Below are 16,314 nucleotides of genomic sequence, written 5' to 3'. Positions count from 1 at the left end.
CGGCGGATCCGCCACCTGCGCAAGGCCAAGTCGATGACCCTCGATGACCTCTCCGAGGCCGTCGGGACCGCGCCCAGCCAGCTGTCGCTGATGGAAAACGGCAAGCGCGAGCCCAAGCTCAGCATGCTCAAGTCCCTGGCCGCGATCTTCGGGGTCGGGCTGGACGAGCTGCTCGGCGCCGCGCCGCCCACCCGGCGCGCGGCCCTGGAAATCGAGCTGGAACGCGCCCAGCGCGGTCCGCTCTACCAATCCCTCGGACTGCCCAAGGTGCGCATCTCCTCCCGCCTGCCCATGGACGTGCTCGAATCCCTGGTCGGGTTGCAGGGCGAGCTGGAGCGGCGGCTCAACGAGCAGTCGGCCACGCCCGAAGAGGCCCGCCGCGCCAACGCGGAACTGCGCGGCGAGATGAAGGCGCGCAACAACTACTTCCCGGCGATCGAGAAGGAGGCCGCGCGCGTGCTCAAGGCCATCGGCCATGCGTCCGGCCCGCTCTCGCACCACCAGGTCGCCGACATCGCCTCGCACCTGGGCTTTTCCCTGCACAACGTCTCGGACCTGCCGCACTCCACCCGCTCGGTCACCGACCTGAAGAACATGCGGGTCTACCTCACCCAGTCCCAGCGCTCGGAACATTCCACCCGCTCGGTGCTGCTCCAGGCCTTCGGCCACCACGTGCTGGGCCATGCCACCCCGGGCGACTACGCCGAGTTCCTGCGCCAACGCGTGGCCACCAACTACTTTGCCGCCTCCCTGATGATGCCGGAAAAGGCCACGGTGGAATTCCTGCAGCGCGCCAAGAGCGCCCGCGAGCTGGCCGTCGAGGACATCCGGGACGCCTTCGCCGTCTCCTACGAGACCGCCGCGCACCGCTTCACCAACCTGGCCACCGAGCACCTGGGCATCACCGTGCATTTCCAGAAGGTCCACGAATCGGGCATCATCCACAAGGCCTACGAGAACGACGGCGTGAACTTCCCGATGGACCACATGGGCGCCATCGAGGGCCAGTCGGTGTGCAGGTACTGGACCAGCCGCGAGGTCTTCGACGTGGCCGACCAGTTCAGCGCCTACAACCAGTACACCGACACGGTCGCCGGCACTTTCTGGTGCACCGCGCGGACCGAGCGTTCAAACACCGGCAAGTTCTCGCTGAGCATCGGGGTTCCCTACGTGCACGTGAAGTGGTTCCGCGGGCGCGACACCACCGAGCGCTCGACCTCCACCTGCCCGGACGAATCGTGCTGCCGCCGCCCGCCGCTGGAGCTGCAACGGCAGTGGGCGGGGCAGGCATGGCCCAGTGCCCGTGCCCAGACGCACCTGTTGGCCGCCATGCCGCAGGGGGCGTTCCCGGGCGTGGACGAGACCGAAGTGTATTCCTTCCTGGCGCAGCACTCGATGGACAAATAGTGTGCCGCGTCACAGGGGCGTCATTCTTTCTGCCCCCGCCGCGCGAACTGGTAGTCATGAGGTGAACATCCCGCACCGACTCCCAGTAAAGGGGGAACCCACGCCATGAGGTATGTCGTTGGATGCACCGAGGACAAGCGCGGCCGCGAGGCCATCTCGCTGGCCCTGGCGCTCTCCCGGTCCTTGGCCGCACCCCTGGGCGCCGAGATCGAGCTGGTCCACATCATCCCCGGCGTCCCGCCTGCCCAGGCCGTCACCCGCAACGAGCGCGTGTACCAGGAGTTTCTCCAGCAGGCCGCCCAAAAATGGATGGACCGGGCGTTGGCGCTCGTGCCCTCCAGCATGGTGGCGCGGACCCACATCCGCTTTGCCGCCTCGATGGCCGAGGGCCTGCTCGAGGCGGTGGCAGCGTTCAAGGCGGACCTGGTGGTGGTGGGTGCCGCCAGCACCGGGCCGCTGCGCCGGTTCACCGTGGGCTCCGTGGCCAACGCCCTGCTGCATTCCTCGCCGGTTCCGGTGGCCTTGGCGCCCTCGGGCTACCTCCCGCCCCGGGAAATCACCCGCATCACCTGTGCCCTGGGCACCCGCGCCGGGGCGGATTCGGTGCTGGAGGCAGCAGTGGATTCCGCCGCCATCCGCCACGTTCCGCTGCGGCTGGTCTCCCTGGTGGCCATGGACGGCGAGAAGCACCACGGCGACCGCATCGAGGCGGCGCGCGCCCACGCCCGGCAAACACTGGAGACGGCCGTCGCGGGCGTGCGGAACCGGACGATCGTCACCGCCGACGTCGCCCAGGGCCGCTCGACCGAAGCCGCCGTCGACGCCCTCGACTGGGACGAGTCCGAGATCGTCCTGCTTGGCTCCAGCCGGCTGGCGGAGCGGAGCCGGATCTTCCTGGGATCCACCGCGAACAAGATGCTGCGCGCCCTGCCGGTGCCCATCGTGGTCGTCCCGCGCTTCCATATCCAGGTCCCGGCGGGCGCCAACCATGGGCACGTCTAGGGCCCGGCCCCCCGCGAACCGGGAAACCCGGCGGCCTCGGCCGGAAGCGCGCGACGGGGTGCGGGCGCCCATTGCGGTCTCCACGGAGTCCGGCGAACCGCTCTACCGGCAGCTGCGGCAGGCGCTGGAGCACCAGATCCTCGTCGGCACCCTGGTGCCCGAGCAGCCGCTGCCCTCCTCGCGCGAGATGGCCCGCGAACTGGGGCTCTCGCGCAACACCGTCAACTCCGCGTACCAGGAACTGCTCGCCTCGGGCATGATCGAGTCCCGCTCGCGGCGCGGCTACTTCATCAACACCCGGATGCTGCACAACCGCGCACTCGACGGCGCCGCCGCCACGGCCGAGGGGACGTCCGTCGACTGGTCCCGGCACATCCGCCCGCGCGAGGACGCCGGCATGCCCGAGATCACCAAGGTCCGCAACTGGTCCACCTACCCCTACCCGTTTGTGGCAGGGCAGGTCGACGAGCGCGATTTCCCGCGCCTGGCCTGGTCGCGGGCGCTGCGCGACGCCCTGGATCCACCGCACCTGTTCTATTCGCTGCGCGACTCGGTGGACGAGGACGACCCGTACCTGGTCGAGGTGCTGTGCAAGCGGGTCCTGCCGGCCCGCGGCATCCAGGCGGGGCCGGAAAACATCCTGATCACCGCCGGTTCCCAGCAGGGCCTGGACCTGTTGGCGCAGACCATGATGGGCCGCGACACCGTGGTCGGGGTCGAGAACCCGGGGTACGTCGATGCCCGGCACACCTTCGCGCGCACCGGGGCCACGCTGCGTCCGCTGGCGGTTGACGACCACGGGCTGGTGCCTCCGGAGCGGTTCGGGGACCTGGACCTGCTCTACCTCACGCCCAGCCACCACAGCCCCACCAACGTCACCCTCTCGGGCAGCCGGCGCCAGCAGATCCTGGCCGGGACCCGCGAGGCCGGCGCACTGGTCATCGAGGACGACTACGATTCCGAGTTCCGCTACCGCGGCAAGCCCACCCCGGCGCTGAAGGCCCTGCCGAACTCCGGGCACGTGATCTACCTGGGGTCCTTCACCAAGTTCCTGGCCCCCGGGCTGCGCATGGGCTACCTGGTCGCGGAGGCGGAGCTGATCACCGAGTTGCGCAACCAGCGGCGCTACAAGATCCGGCACATCCCCGGCCATCCGCAGCGCGCCATGGCGCTGCTGATCGAATCGGGCCAGTACCACCGCACGATCTCGCGGCGCCGCACCCAACTGCAGCGCAAGTGGCAGGTGCTCACCGAGGCGCTGGAGGAATTCGTGCCCTGGAAGGTCGTGGCGCCCCCGGGCGGGGTCAGCATCTGGATCACCGGACCCGCGGACCTGGACTGCGTGCAGTTGGCGGCCCGGGCGCTGGAGGCCGGGGTCGTCATCGAGCGCGGGGACGTCTTCTTCGATGACCCCGGCGCCAACCGCAACCACTTCCGCCTGGGCTTTGCCGCCATCAAGCTCGAGGCCATCCGCCCGGGCATCAAGGAGCTGGGCCGCGTCATCGCCAGGCTCGCCGGCTAGCGCCGTCCCCCTCCAGCCCGGCCGGTGGACCCATTGAACCCCACCCGATCTGGATCTGTGCCCCGCAGCGTCCCTGCACAACAGTAGAACCTAACGCGGGCACCTCGCCGCGCGCACCCATCCCCACGACAAGGAAGTCGCCATGAATCTCTCCGGCACGCTCGAAAACAACCACGCACCGGGCCCGCTGGCCGCACCCGGGACGGTGCCGCAACGGGCCGCCTACATTGAAACCGCTGCCATCTCCGCCAACGTGCGGGCGCTGCGCAAGGTCGCCGACGGCGCCAGGCTGCTGGCGGTGCTCAAGGCCGACGGCTACGGCCACGGCATCGTGCCCGCTGCCCGCGCGGCCCTGGCCGGGGGAGCGGACTACCTCGGCACCGCGGTGCTCGAGGAAGCCTTCGCGCTGCGCGCCGCGGGAATCAGCGCCCCGCTCTTTTCCTGGCTGGCCGCCCCCGGCGCCCCCTATGCCCGGGCCATCGCCGAGGACATCGAGCTTGCCGCGTATTCGGTGGCGCAGCTGCGGGAGATCGCCGCCGCCGCGCAGGACGCCGGGGCGGCGGCCCGGATCCACCTGAAGATCGACACCGGCATGTGGCGCGGCGGGGCCACCATCGGGGACTGGCCCGCGCTGTGCACCGCGGCCCGGGAGCTGGAGGCCGCCGGCCGGATCCGGGTGGCGGGCATCTGGTCCCACCTGGCCTGCGCCGACGAGCCCGGACACCCCTCGGTGGCGGCGCAGCTGCGGGTCTTCAGGCAGGCCATCGACGCGGCGCGGTCCCTCGGGCTGGACCCGGGGCTGTGCCACATCGCCAACTCCGCCGCCACGCTCGCGACCCCGGAGGCCCACTTCGACATGGTCAGGACCGGCATCGCCGTCTACGGGGTGAACCCGCTGCCGGTTTCGGAGCGCGGCACCTGCCCGGCGCTGCGCCCGGCCATGACCCTGGGCGCTGCGGTGGTGCAGACCAAGCGCGCCCCGGCCGATGCCGGGATCTCCTACGGGCACACCGAATCCACGCAGCGCGAGACGACGCTGGCGGTCGTCCCGCTGGGCTATGCCGACGGGGTCTTCCGCAGCGCAAGCTCCGCCGGCCCCGTCCAGGTCGGGGCCGGGCGCTACCGGGTGCTGGGCCGGGTCTGCATGGACCAGTTCGTCATCGACGTGGCCGACGACGACGTCGCGCCCGGCGACGCCGCGTTGCTCTTCGGCCCCGGGGACGCCGGGGAGCCGCATGTCGAGCAGTGGGCACAGGCCTCCGGGACCATTCCCTACGAGGTGCTGACGCGCGTGGGGACCAGAGTGCCGCGGATCTACGTGTAGGGGCGCATCTGGTACCTAGAAAGTGACGCCAATTTGGGTCTGGGAAAGGGCCCAGCACAAGGGCAGAGTGATACACACCACACCGCATCGTCGGATGGTGCGGGGATCCCCGGGTCGAGAAGACACCCGGGGCCCTGACAGGAAAACTTTGAATGGAGGGGTCTCGTGACCAACTCAGATATCCGCAATCGTGCACAGCGGCATCTCTACCCGCACTTCACCGCAGGCCAGGTGTGGAACGACCCGAACCTGCCGATCATCACCCGGGGCGAGGGAAGCTACCTCTTCGACGAGGACGGCAACAAGTTCCTCGACGGGCTGGCCGGGCTCTTCTGCGCCAACATCGGCCACGGCCGGCAGGACATCCCGAAGGCCGCGTACGAGCAGATGTCGCGTCTGGCCTACTGGACCAACTGGGGTTCGGCCCACCCGGCCGCGGTCGACGCCGCCACGCTCATCGCAGGGCTGGCCCCGGGCGACCTCGACGTCGTGTTCTTCGTGAACTCCGGATCCGAGGCCGTCGAGTCGGCCATCAAGTTCGCCCGCCAGTACCACCGCGGCCAGGGCGAACCCGAGCGCACCAAGATCATCGCCCGCAACATGGCCTACCACGGCACCACCCTCGGAGCCCTGGCCGTCACCGGGATCCCCGCCTACAAGGAGGCCTTCGGCACCCTGATGCCAGGAGTCTTCCACGTTCCCAACACCCTCGGCGAGGTCGTCCCCGAGGGCGGCTCCGCCGCGGACCTGCCCTCCATCCAGGCCATCCGCGAGGTGATCGCCCGCGAAGGCGCCCACACCATCGCCGCGCTCTTCGCCGAGCCGGTGCAGAACTCCCGCGGCGCGCTGGTCCCGCCGGCAGGCTATTGGCAGGAACTGCGCTCCATTTGCGACGAGCACGGCATCCTGCTCGTTGCCGACGAGGTCATCACCGGCTTCGGCCGCCTCGGCGAGTGGTTCGGCAGCATCAAGTACGGCGTGGTCCCGGACCTGATCACCTTTGCCAAGGGCTCCACCTCCGGCTACGCGCCGCTGGGCGGGGTCATCATCCGCAAGCCGCTGGCCGACGCCATGCTTGCCTCGCCGCTGGCCGGCATGTTCACCCACGGCGCCACCTGGGGAGGCCACCCGGTCTCCACCGCGGTGGCGGTGGCCAACATGACGGCGCTCAAGGAAGAGGATGTCGTCGGCAACGTCCGGAGCCTGGAACCGTACTTCCAGAACGGCCTGGACAAGATCGTCTCGGCGCACACCAGCATCAAGGAATATCGCGGGACGGGGTTCTTCTACGCCATCGAGCTCACCGGAAACCGGGAAACCGGGCGCGAACTCACAGCCGAGGAATCCAAGGACCTGCTGACCCGGGTCATGCCCAAGGCCATGCGCGAGGTCAACCTGATCACCCGCCCGGACAACCGCGGCGCCACCATGCTGGTGCTTTCCCCGCCGCTGGTCGCGGACCAGGACGTGCTGGACGACCTGCTGGAGAAGGTCGACCACGTGATGGGCGCCGCCGACAGCTACCTCAAGTCGCCAGCCGTCACCTTGGCCGCGGTCTAGGATCCGGGGAGGAAACCGTCCCATGGCCATTGCAACGGTGAGACCCGCGGGCGTCGACGAAAACATCCTGGCCCGATTCCTGGCCGGCCCCGCCGCCGGCTCCCGCGGACCTGTCATCCTTGCCGATGGGCATGATCCGCGGGCCATCGCCGCCGCCGGCGTGCTGAACGAGATCGGCGTGCCCGCCATCCTGGTCGGCGGGCACGAGCGCATCAAGGTGATGGCGGTCCGGGAGGGCCTCACGCTCACCGGTGCGACCACGGTCATGGACGTGGCCGAACTGCGCGAGGGCGCCGCCGGGGCCCACCTGGCGGCCAGGGTCGCGGGCCTCGGCCCCGCCAAGACCGCCGGGTGGATGGAGGACCCGCTGTTCCTGGCGGTCGCGGCGGTCCCGGCGGGACTGGCCGCGGCCGCCGTCGCCGGGGCCACCCGCCCCACCGCCGACGTGCTGCGTGCGGCACTGCGCGTGGTGGGCACGGACGCGGGCAACGGCACCATCTCCTCCTCCTTCCTGATGCGGCTGGCCGACGGGCGCTATGTGGGATACGGTGACTGCGCCGTCATCCCGACCCCCGACGCCGGGCAACTGGCGGACATCGCCCGCGCCACGGCACGGACCTTCGGGATCCTCACCGGCGAGGACCCGGCGGTCGCCATGCTCTCCTTTTCCACCGCCGGGTCCGCGGAGCACGAAACCATTTCCACGGTCCGCGCGGCAACCGCCCTGGTCCGGGCGGCCGAGCCGACGCTGAGCATCGACGGGGAACTGCAATTCGACGCCGCCCTGTTGGAATCGGTTGCCGCATCCAAGGCCCCGGGCTCAACGGTGGCCGGACACGCAAACGTCTTCATCTTTCCCAACCTGGCGGCCGGAAACATCGGGTACAAGATCACCCAGAGGCTCGGCGGCGCCCAGGCCTACGGACCGATCCTGCAGGGGCTGGCCGCCCCGGTCAACGACCTGTCCCGCGGCGCAAGCGTCGCGGACATCGTCAACGTTTCACTCATCAGCATGATGCAGTCCCAAAAATCTTGACCCACCGGTCCGCCCCCCTTCCGGGGTGACAGGTCTTCGCAAGCGGTGGCATCGCCGCCACCACCCGAGAACGAGGTTAAAATGAAAGCCACAACAGACAAGACGGTGGTAACGCCCATGGCAGCGGCAACGCCAGGTCCGGACAGCGGCCAGCCCGAGCGCATGGAAAAAACACTCAAGGCCCACTGGGTCTGGGCCATTGCCCTGGGTTCCGCGGTGGGCTGGGGCGCCTTCATCCTGCCCACCGACTGGCTGGCCATGGGAGGGCCGCTCGGAGCGATCTCCGGTTTCCTGATCGGCGGCGCACTGATGGTGTTGATCGCCGTCAGTTACGGCTTCCTGATCAAGTCGTTCCCGGTCTCCGGCGGCGAGCTCGCCTTCGCCCTGGTCGGCTTTGGGCGCACCCACGCCTTCTTCTGCGGCTGGTTCCTGACCCTGGGCTACACCTGCATCGTGGCGCTGAACGCCTCGGCGCTGGCGCTGCTCTTCCGCAAGCTCATGCCCGACGTCGTGCAGCAGGGCTACCTCTACACGGTGGCCGGCTGGGACGTGTACATCGTCGAGATCTTGATCTCCATGACCGCGCTGGCGGTCTTTGCCTACCTGAACATCCGAGGCACTGCGCTTTCGGGCCGCATCCAGTTCATTGCCTGCGTCATCATGCTCGTCGCGGTGGCCTGCATCCTGGTGGCCGTCGTCGCCAGCCCGCAGGTGGTCTTCTCCAACGCGGTTCCTGCCTTCCCGGAGGGCGTGAACCCGGTCGCGGCGATTGCCGCGATCGTCGCGATCGCCCCCTGGGCCTTCATTGGGTTCGACAACGTGCCGCAGGCGGCCGAGGAATTCGACTTCCCGCCGGCCAAGGCCATGAAGCTGATCGTGCTGGCACTGCTTGCCGCCGCACTGCTCTACGCGGCCATGATCGCCGCGGTCGCCATGGCCGCCCCGTGGGAGGCCCTCGTGGCAGGCGATTCGGCCTGGGGCACCGCGGACGCGCTGACAGGAGTGCTGGGCGGGTCCGGCCTGCTGTTGCTGACCATCGGCATCACCATGGGTGTGAGCACCGGCCTGAACGGCTTCTACGTCTCCGCCAGCCGCATCCTGCTGGGAATGGGCCGGGCGCAGATGGTCCCCAAGATGTTCGCTCGCCTGCACCCCAAGTACAAGACCCCGTACGTCGGCGTTATCTTCGTCGGAACCGTCTGCCTGATCAGCCCGTGGTTCGGCCGCGCGGCACTGACCTGGGTCGTTGACATGTCCGCGGTGGGTGTGACGGTCGCCTACCTCTATACCTGCCTGTGCGCGTTCAAGATCTTCCGCCCGACCAACTCCATCGAGCGCCCCGGAGACCTCGAAGGCACCCGCTCGACCTCCAAGAAGGTGCTCAGTGCGCTGGGCGCCATCACCGCCCTGGTCTTCATGGCGCTGCTGCTCGTCCCCGGGTCCCCGGGCATGCTGGGCAAGGAATCCATGACGGCGCTGGCCGTCTGGACCCTGCTGGGCGTCGTGTTCTTCCTGATGCGCCGCAGGCACAACAAGACCCTGTCCGACGAGCAGGTCGACATCCTGGTGCTCGGGGCCCCGCGCCCGGACGGCACCAAGCTCAAGTCCGGGAGCCGGGCGGCGACGCCGGGAGCCTGACAAGAGGGCAGAATAGGAACCGTACCCAACACCTTGTGCGCGGTGCGGCCGCACTCCCCGGCGGCAGGAACCCGGGGCCCGCGGCCGCACCGCGGCAAGGAAATTTTCGAAGGAGCCACCTTCATGGTGCATCAAACACACGAGCCTGCCGTGCAGCCCCCGGTCGAGACCGGTTCCGCGGCGCCCTCCGGACGCATCCGCGCCGGGATCTCTAGCCATTGGGCAGGATTGGCCGCCTGCGCCGTGGTGGTCCCGCTGTCCTTCCTGGTCCACCTGCTTGTGCCCTCGATCCCGGTGATGACCACGGCCGTGGTGCTGGGCATCCTGGCCGCCAACCTCCCGGGGACCGGCAGGTTGGTGGAAGGCCCCTGGAAGAAGGGGCTGGGATTCGCCGGGAAGAAACTCATGCGCGCAGGCATCGTGCTGCTGGGGCTGAAACTGAGCATCGTCGACGTGCTGGAGCTGGGCTGGGCGACCTTCGGGGTGGTGGTGCTGATCGTGCTGCTGGCCTTCGGCGGGACCTATCTGCTGGGCAAGGCGTTCCGGCTTCCCGGGGACCAGCCGCTGCTGGTCGCCACCGGCTTCTCCATTTGCGGCGCCTCGGCCATCGGCGCGATGAGCGCGGTGCGCAGGTCGCGGGACGAAGACACCGTGATCCCTGTGGCGCTGGTGACCCTGTGCGGAACGCTGGCCATTGCCGTGCTGCCGTTGCTCGCAGGTCCGCTGGGCCTGGGCCCGGAGGCCTTCGGCCAATGGGTCGGCGCCTCGGTGCACGACGTCGGACAGGTCGTGGCCACCGCGCAGACCGCAGGAACCTCGGCACTGGCCATCGCCATCGTCATCAAGCTCACCCGCGTGCTGACGCTGGCCCCGATGGTCGCCGCCGCAGGCATCATCGGCAGGCGCAAGGGCCGGGCGGACGGCGGGGAAGAGGGGCTGAAGCTGCCACCGATCGTCCCGCTGTTCATCATCGGCTTCGTGGCGTTGGTGGCGGTGCGCTCGATCTTCGACGTGCCGGTGGAAGTTCTGGAGGTGGCGACAATCGTGCAGGACGTGGTCCTGGCCGCCGCGCTCTTCGGCCTGGGCTCGGCGGTGCGGATCCGCCAGCTCTTTGCCTCGAGGGGTGCCTCCCTGCTTATGGCGCTGAGCTCCTGGGCACTGATTGCCGGACTCGGCTACGCGGGAGTCCTGTTGCTGCAGATGTAGGGCACGGGCTGCGGCTCGATCCACGCCGCGGGGACAGGGAGGCAAGGGCGCGTGCGTCGGCTCGGTTTGCCGGCGGGGGCGTCCTTCCCCGTTTTCCGGTGTGGTGGCGCGCCGTTGCCGAGCGCCCGGGGGCCGCATTGGGCACAGCGCTCGGTGGTGGCAACCATCGGTCTTTCCGCACCTGCGGCCAGATGTCGAAGGTACCCTTGAAAGATGAGCGTCGACGCAACATCAACCGTCATCCTGGACGGCCAATTTGCCCGTGAACTTCCCGAGCTGGCCGTTCCGTGGCAGGCCGGACAGGCTCCGGATCCGCGACTGGTCGTGCTCAATGGGCCGCTGGCCGCCGAGCTGGGCCTCGACCCCGAGTCCCTGGGCAATGCCGAGGGCCTTGGGCTGCTGATCGGCACCGCGCTGCCCCATGGCGCCACCCCGGTGGCGCAGGGCTATGCCGGCCACCAGTTCGGCTCCTACTCGCCGCGTCTGGGCGATGGCCGTGCGCTCCTGCTCGGCGAGATCGCCGATGCCGAGGGCCGCCTGCGGGACATCCACCTCAAGGGCTCGGGGCGCACGCCGTTTGCCCGCCGCGGTGACGGCCTTGCCACCCTCGGCCCGATGCTCCGTGAATACCTCATCAGCGAGGCGATGCACGCCTTGGGCATTCCCACCACGCGCTCCCTGGCCGTGGTGGCGACGGGACGGCCGGTGAGCCGCGAGACCATGCTGCCCGGAGCGGTGCTGACCCGGGTGGCCAGCAGCCACCTGAGGGTGGGCAGCTTCCAATATGCCCGGGCCATGGACGACGAGGCCCTGCTGCGTCGACTGGCAGACCATGCGATCGCGCGCCACCATCCCGGAGCGGCGGAGGCGCAGAACCCCTATCTCGCCCTGTTCGAGGCGGTGCTCGCGGCACAGGCAGCGCTGGTGGCCCAATGGATGCTGGTGGGGTTCATCCACGGCGTCATGAACACGGACAACATGACCATCTCGGGGGAGGGCATCGACTACGGCCCGTGCGCCTTCATGGACGTCTTCGATCCGGCCACGGTCTACAGCTCGATCGACGAAACCGGGCGCTACGCCTACGGCAACCAGCCGCTCGTGGCGCAGTGGAACCTCGCCCGACTCGCGGAATCACTCCTGCCCCTCTTCCACGAGGACCAGGAGCAGGCCGTTGCCCTGGCACAGGAATCCCTCGGCACCTTCCACACCCGGTACAGCGCCGCGTGGCTGGACGGAATGAAAGCCAAGCTCGGCCTGGCCGACGGTCTCGACGATGAATCAGCCACCTCACTCACCGGGGAATTGTTCACCCTCCTGCAGGAAGGCCGCGTGGACTACACGTCCTTTTTCCTGAGCCTGGGCAGGGCCGCGCGGGGTGACGCCGGGTCCGCGCGCTCCATGTTCCCCTCCCCGGCAGCGTTCGACGCCTGGGCGCAGCGCTGGCGGGCACTGGAACCGGACGCGGACCTGATGGACCGGAGAAACCCCGTCTACATCCCGCGAAACCACCTCGTCGAGGAGGCGCTCGCTGCCGCCGTCGACGGCGACCAGGAGCCGTTCTCGCAACTTCTGGCAGCGCTCACGGCACCCTTCCAGGAGCGTCCCGGCCTCGAGCGGTTCGCCGCCGCGGCCCCGGAGGGCTTCGGCCCCTACCGGACGTTCTGCGGAACCTGAGCCTGAAGGCGGACCATACCGGTCATGCCCCGGCTCAATGCCGTGGCGTCGGGCCGCGGCGGATCCTGTTCTACGCCGGTTCCCAGACGGCCAGTACCCGCCGCAGCCGAGGATCATTGTCCGGACGCATGTCCACCAGCGCTGCCTGCCGGATCTGGACCCGGTCCCCGGGCCGCAGGCGGGTGTCGGCATGGGTGACGTGCGGGCGGTAATTCGGGCCGTTGTGCCGTGCCCCGGGCAGGTGGACCTGCTCTCCCAGGGCCTCCAGCGCGGCGGTGTGAAGCCGCTGCAGGGCCGGCTCCGGTTCCACCAGCGAGACCGGCACCGACCCGTCGCGGCCGAACTGCGCGTCCGGGCCCACGCGCACGCCAAAGCCCAGCCGCGCCGGCAGCACGCCATCGAGCCGGGCGCGTACGACCTCGGCGCTTTCCCGCGTGTCGAAGCGAACCAGGGTGATATGCAGCGGCCAGCCGGACCGGGGGAAGACCAAGCCGGCCCGCGCCGGAACGACAAAGGCAACAAGAACGTAGACACCCATGGTTCAGGATAGGCCCATGGCCACGGCGGGACCACGGGCAGGCAGCCCGTGGCCGGTTCCTGTTCCGAGCGCCGCGGCCGTTGGGGATCTTCCGGTGTTCAGCGCCCCGGGGGCCGGGTCTCGGCGAGTGAGTGTTCCAGAAGTTGGCGCAGTGCGCTGCGATCCACCCCGGTCAACCGTGTGAGGTACAGGCAAACCTTGCTGGCACGGTGCTTGCCGAGCCGGGCCATCAGGTCGGGCCAGCGCTGTGAAAAATCGTTGACGAGGTAGATCGTGTGCTTCGTCGGGCCCGGCGCGAAGGCGAGCACGGGGGAGCGTCCCCCGCGTCCGCTCTCGTAGCGGTACTCGTACTCTCCGAAGCCGATGATGCGGCCCGCCCACACGACGGGCTGCTCGCCGCTGATCTCGCCGAGCAGCTCGAGCAGTTCCTCGGCCTCGGCGCGACGTGGCCCCGTGGTCCGGTCAAGCACCTGGGCAACAGGAAGGTCCGACGGTGACATTGCGGGCGGCTTCGCTGCCATGGGTCTCCTCGCGATGGTGGTGGACAACCCCAGCGTACCGCCGGCCCGGTGAAGACCCCCAGTGCCGGCGCCCCCCGGACCGCGGCGGCCAGGCACCCAAGGCCGCCGGCCGTGGAGAGTGGTGGCGTTGGCCGGTGCGCGTTGCTTGGTTCTCGCGCGATCAGCGCGTGGCGCGCAGCGAATGTTCCAGCAGGACCAGGAGGTCACGCACTGTTTCCGAACCGCCCAGCCGTTGCGCATCCAGGATGGTGCTGCGCCTGAAATAGGGGCTCATGTCCAGCCCCAGGCCCAGCCCGACGACAGTTGCCCGACCGGCCGCCTCGGCCTCGTGGAGCACGTTTGCGAGATCGTGCTGCAGGTAGTTTTCGTCGTTGGCGTTTGCCGTGGCACCATCCGCGGGACTGCCGTCGGAGACCACCACCAGGATCCTGCGCCCTTCGCTTCCGGCCTCAAGGCGGCCCAGAGCCCAGCGCACGGCCTCCCCGTCAATGCCCTCGCGATACAGGGTCGACTTGAGCATGGCGGCAAGCCCCAGGCGCCCGGTGCGCCACGGGGTCGCTGCATCCTTGAAGACCAGGTGGCTGAGTTCGTTGAGCCGCCCGGGGTGCTGCGGGCTTCCCGCGCGGCGCCAGTCCTTCAGCGCCCGGCCGCCGTTCCACGCCCCGGTGGTGTAGCCGAGCACCTCGCAGGGCACGTCGATGCGCTCCAGCGCCCGCACCAACACGTCAAGGAACGCCGCAAGTCCCTCCGAGTGTTCCTTCATCGAGCCGGAGCAGTCCACCAGGAACGTCAGCGTCGCCGCGGCGGAGGGTTCGAACCGCTCGGTCTTGAAAAGCCGCCGCTCGGTGGGGGAGGCAATGAGCTGGCCCAGCCGGGTTGCGTCGAGCAGCCCTTCCTCCGCGCCGGAATCGTGGCCGGAGCGCTCCGGAACGCAGAGCAGTCCCTGGAGTTTCCGGGCCAGCATCGCCACATTCACCGCCTCCGTGCGCACCCGCTCGGCGACGCGTTCGCGGTAGCCGCGTAACAGCTCCTCGCGCACCAGCGCGGTGGCCGGGGACACCTTGTCATGGGCACAGGTGAAGACCGCGTAGCCGTTTGCGGCTCTGGCCAGCGTACTGCTGGTTCCGGTTCCCAGGGCCCCGATGGCAGCGGCATCGTGCTCGACGTCAACCAGCAGGGAGAAGTCGGCTGCCGTCGATTGCCTGGCCCTGGCCGTTGTGCGGGCCGGTGCCCGGGACTCCAGGGCACTGACGGCCTCGGCGACGAGATCGGCGACCAGCAGTGCGTGGGGGGCGAAGTCGGCCTGGCTGCGCTTGTGCCGGCGAAGGGGCGGGAGCAACGGGCCGAGGGTCGAGGACAGGTTCGCGCGGGTCGCCTCGATCAGGTCCTCGGATTCGTGGACCACCGGCTCGCCGCTGATCCGCGAGCGGGTCACCTGGAAGATCGTGTAGAGGAGGATGCCCAGGGCGGTTTCGGTGAGGCCGGAGGCAAGGTATTCCTTGGACCAGGCGACGTGCCGGGCCCGGAGGTTGGCGGTGACCCCGGGCAGGGTGGCCAGGGATTCGCAGCGGAATTGTTCCAGCACCTCAAAAACCAGCCGGGCGCTGGGGGAATGCGGGAGCAGGGCCAGATGCGCGGCGGTGTCCGAATGCAGCGCGCGCAGGGCCATCCCGTCGGCGGCGCCGCGAAACGACTCGAAGGCTGCCCCCGCTGCCGGCGGAAAGAGGTGCGGGGCATTGAACGGAAGCACGTCGGTGCCGCGGTAGGGGCGGGAACCGAGCAATTCAAGCCGCGGATCGGCGCCGAGGGCACGCAGGGACGCGGCGCACAGCTCCCTGATTTCCTGGGCGCGGCGTTCAGTGGCCTGGGCTGCACTCACGGGGTGCCGGGTCTGTCCTAGGCCCCGACGGGAACGAGCGCGTAGGACTCGTCGAGTTCGGTGGCCAGGGCGCGCTGGTAGTACTCGGAGACGATAAAGCGCTCTGCCTCGTCGCACTTGTTGACGAAGGAGAGCCTGAAGGCCAGCGCCGGATCACGGAAGATGGAGACATTTTCCGCCCAGGTGATCACCGTGCGGGGCGACATCAGGGTGGAGATGTCCCCGGCGGCGAAGCCGTCGCGGGTCAGGTTGGCAACCTCCACCATGGAGCGGATCAGGTCCTCTCCTTCCGGGGTTGCCGCCAGTGCGGGGACGCGGGCGGCAACGATCGCGACCTCCTCGTCCACCGGAAGGTAGTCGAGGGCGGCGACGATGTTCCAGCGGTCCAGCTGGGCGTGGTTCAGGCGCTGCACCCCGTGGTAGAGGCCGTTGAGGTTTCCCAGTCCGACGGTGTTTGCCGTGGCAAAGAGCCGGAAGTGCGGGTGCGGGCGGATGACGCGGTTCTGGTCCGGCAGGGTGAATCCGCCGTCGCGCTCGAGCAGCCGCTGGATCACGAACATGACATCGGGCCGCCCCGCGTCGTACTCGTCGAAGACCAGGGCCATGGGCTGGACCATGGCCCAGGGGACCACGCCCTCCTGGAACCTGGTGGCCGGGGAGCCGTCCTGGATCACCACGGTGTCCTTGCCGACCAGGTCCAGGCGGCTGATGTGCCCGTCGAGGTTCACCCGCATCAGCGGCCAGTTCAGCCGGGCGGCAACCTGCTCGATGTGCGTGGACTTTCCGGTGCCGTGCAGGCCCTGGATCATGACGCGGCTGTTGTGGGTGAAGCCGGCCAGGATGGCCAGGGTGGCATCCGGGTTGAATCGGTAGGCGGGGTCGAGGACGGGGACGTGCTCGGAGGTTTCGGTGAATCGGGGGACCCGCAGGCCGCTGTCGATGCCGAAGATCTCGCGGACCGGGACCAGCTCCTGCTGCGGGAGGGCGGCGGCTTCATGGTTCAT

13 protein-coding genes are annotated in these 16,314 nt (G+C 69.4%); 9 read left to right on the top strand and 4 right to left on the bottom strand.

The genetic code is table 11. The annotated features are described in order from the left end of the window. The first annotated feature begins 33 nt into the window (after positions 1 to 33). The 9 genes from KRR55_RS09135 (at position 34) to KRR55_RS09095 (ending at position 12,372) form a co-directional block, all read left to right on the top strand. Entirely contained in the window at positions 34 to 1,407 is a 1,374-nt protein-coding gene (locus KRR55_RS09135; protein WP_418888832.1) for a helix-turn-helix domain-containing protein, read from the top strand. A gap of 105 nt (positions 1,408 to 1,512) precedes the next feature. Then, a complete protein-coding gene (locus tag KRR55_RS09130; protein WP_217388782.1) occupies positions 1,513 to 2,409 on the top strand; it encodes a universal stress protein in 897 nt (298 codons plus the stop codon). Positions 2,410 to 2,467: 58 nt separating this feature from the next. Next, positions 2,468 to 3,931, top strand: coding sequence for a MocR-like pyridoxine biosynthesis transcription factor PdxR (pdxR, locus tag KRR55_RS09125; RefSeq protein WP_336245075.1), 1,464 nt, complete (start codon positions 2,468 to 2,470; stop codon positions 3,929 to 3,931). 142 nt (positions 3,932 to 4,073) lie between these two features. Continuing rightward, positions 4,074 to 5,255 (top strand): alanine racemase, encoded by a 1,182-nt coding sequence (gene alr, locus KRR55_RS09120; RefSeq protein ID WP_217388780.1) that lies wholly within the window; start codon positions 4,074 to 4,076, stop codon positions 5,253 to 5,255. Between the two features lie 165 nt (positions 5,256 to 5,420). Then, positions 5,421 to 6,815, top strand: a complete 1,395-nt coding sequence (locus tag KRR55_RS09115) for an aspartate aminotransferase family protein (RefSeq protein ID WP_217388779.1) — start codon at positions 5,421 to 5,423, stop codon at positions 6,813 to 6,815. Between the two features lie 22 nt (positions 6,816 to 6,837). Further along, the gene (locus tag KRR55_RS09110) at positions 6,838 to 7,851 is read left to right on the top strand and encodes a phosphotransacetylase (protein WP_217388778.1); all 1,014 of its coding nucleotides are present in this window, start codon (positions 6,838 to 6,840) and stop codon (positions 7,849 to 7,851) included. A gap of 81 nt (positions 7,852 to 7,932) precedes the next feature. Continuing rightward, entirely contained in the window at positions 7,933 to 9,489 is a 1,557-nt protein-coding gene (locus KRR55_RS09105; protein ID WP_217388777.1) for an APC family permease, read from the top strand. Positions 9,490 to 9,612: 123 nt separating this feature from the next. Beyond that, positions 9,613 to 10,695 carry a YeiH family protein gene (locus tag KRR55_RS09100; RefSeq protein WP_217388776.1) on the top strand — a complete coding sequence of 361 codons (1,083 nt, stop codon included), beginning with the start codon at positions 9,613 to 9,615 and terminating at the stop codon, positions 10,693 to 10,695. Positions 10,696 to 10,908: 213 nt separating this feature from the next. Next, complete coding sequence (locus KRR55_RS09095; RefSeq protein ID WP_217388775.1) at positions 10,909 to 12,372, top strand: protein adenylyltransferase SelO; 1,464 nt, start codon at positions 10,909 to 10,911, stop codon at positions 12,370 to 12,372. 70 nt (positions 12,373 to 12,442) lie between these two features. Here the strand turns inward: KRR55_RS09095 and KRR55_RS09090 are convergent, their stop codons facing one another. The 4 genes from KRR55_RS09090 to KRR55_RS09075 form a co-directional block, all read right to left on the bottom strand. After that, on the bottom strand, positions 12,443 to 12,910 hold the full coding sequence (locus tag KRR55_RS09090; protein ID WP_217388774.1) for a 2'-5' RNA ligase family protein: 468 nt from the start codon (positions 12,908 to 12,910) through the stop codon (positions 12,443 to 12,445). Positions 12,911 to 13,008: 98 nt separating this feature from the next. Then, entirely contained in the window at positions 13,009 to 13,431 is a 423-nt protein-coding gene (locus KRR55_RS09085) for a DUF1801 domain-containing protein (protein WP_217388773.1), read from the bottom strand. Positions 13,432 to 13,591: 160 nt separating this feature from the next. Further along, entirely contained in the window at positions 13,592 to 15,310 is a 1,719-nt protein-coding gene (locus KRR55_RS20650) for a cobaltochelatase CobT-related protein (RefSeq protein WP_217388772.1), read from the bottom strand. Positions 15,311 to 15,327: 17 nt separating this feature from the next. Continuing rightward, positions 15,328 to 16,314: an AAA family ATPase gene (locus tag KRR55_RS09075; RefSeq protein ID WP_217388771.1), complete on the bottom strand. Its 987-nt coding sequence runs from the start codon at positions 16,312 to 16,314 to the stop codon at positions 15,328 to 15,330.

The sequence above is a fragment of the Paeniglutamicibacter quisquiliarum genome (assembly GCF_019084045.1).
Taxonomy (GTDB): domain Bacteria; phylum Actinomycetota; class Actinomycetes; order Actinomycetales; family Micrococcaceae; genus Paeniglutamicibacter; species Paeniglutamicibacter quisquiliarum.
The sequence above is the reverse complement of the archived record's forward strand: the minus strand, read 5'-3'. Positions and strand labels throughout refer to the sequence as shown.

Bases quoted from the DNA above. Each gene is read 5' to 3' on its own strand.
- KRR55_RS09135 (WP_418888832.1), top strand. From the start codon at position 34: ATGACCCTCGATGACCTCTCCGAGGCCGTCGGGACCGCGCCCAGCCAG.
- KRR55_RS09130 (WP_217388782.1), top strand. From the start codon at position 1,513: ATGAGGTATGTCGTTGGATGCACCGAGGACAAGCGCGGCCGCGAGGCC.
- alr (WP_217388780.1), top strand. From the start codon at position 4,074: ATGAATCTCTCCGGCACGCTCGAAAACAACCACGCACCGGGCCCGCTG.
- KRR55_RS09110 (WP_217388778.1), top strand. From the start codon at position 6,838: ATGGCCATTGCAACGGTGAGACCCGCGGGCGTCGACGAAAACATCCTG.
- KRR55_RS09105 (WP_217388777.1), top strand. From the start codon at position 7,933: ATGAAAGCCACAACAGACAAGACGGTGGTAACGCCCATGGCAGCGGCA.
- KRR55_RS09100 (WP_217388776.1), top strand. From the start codon at position 9,613: ATGGTGCATCAAACACACGAGCCTGCCGTGCAGCCCCCGGTCGAGACC.
- KRR55_RS09095 (WP_217388775.1), top strand. From the start codon at position 10,909: ATGAGCGTCGACGCAACATCAACCGTCATCCTGGACGGCCAATTTGCC.
- KRR55_RS09090 (WP_217388774.1), bottom strand. From the start codon at position 12,910: ATGGGTGTCTACGTTCTTGTTGCCTTTGTCGTTCCGGCGCGGGCCGGC.
- KRR55_RS09085 (WP_217388773.1), bottom strand. From the start codon at position 13,431: ATGGCAGCGAAGCCGCCCGCAATGTCACCGTCGGACCTTCCTGTTGCC.
- KRR55_RS09075 (WP_217388771.1), bottom strand. From the start codon at position 16,314: ATGAACCATGAAGCCGCCGCCCTCCCGCAGCAGGAGCTGGTCCCGGTC.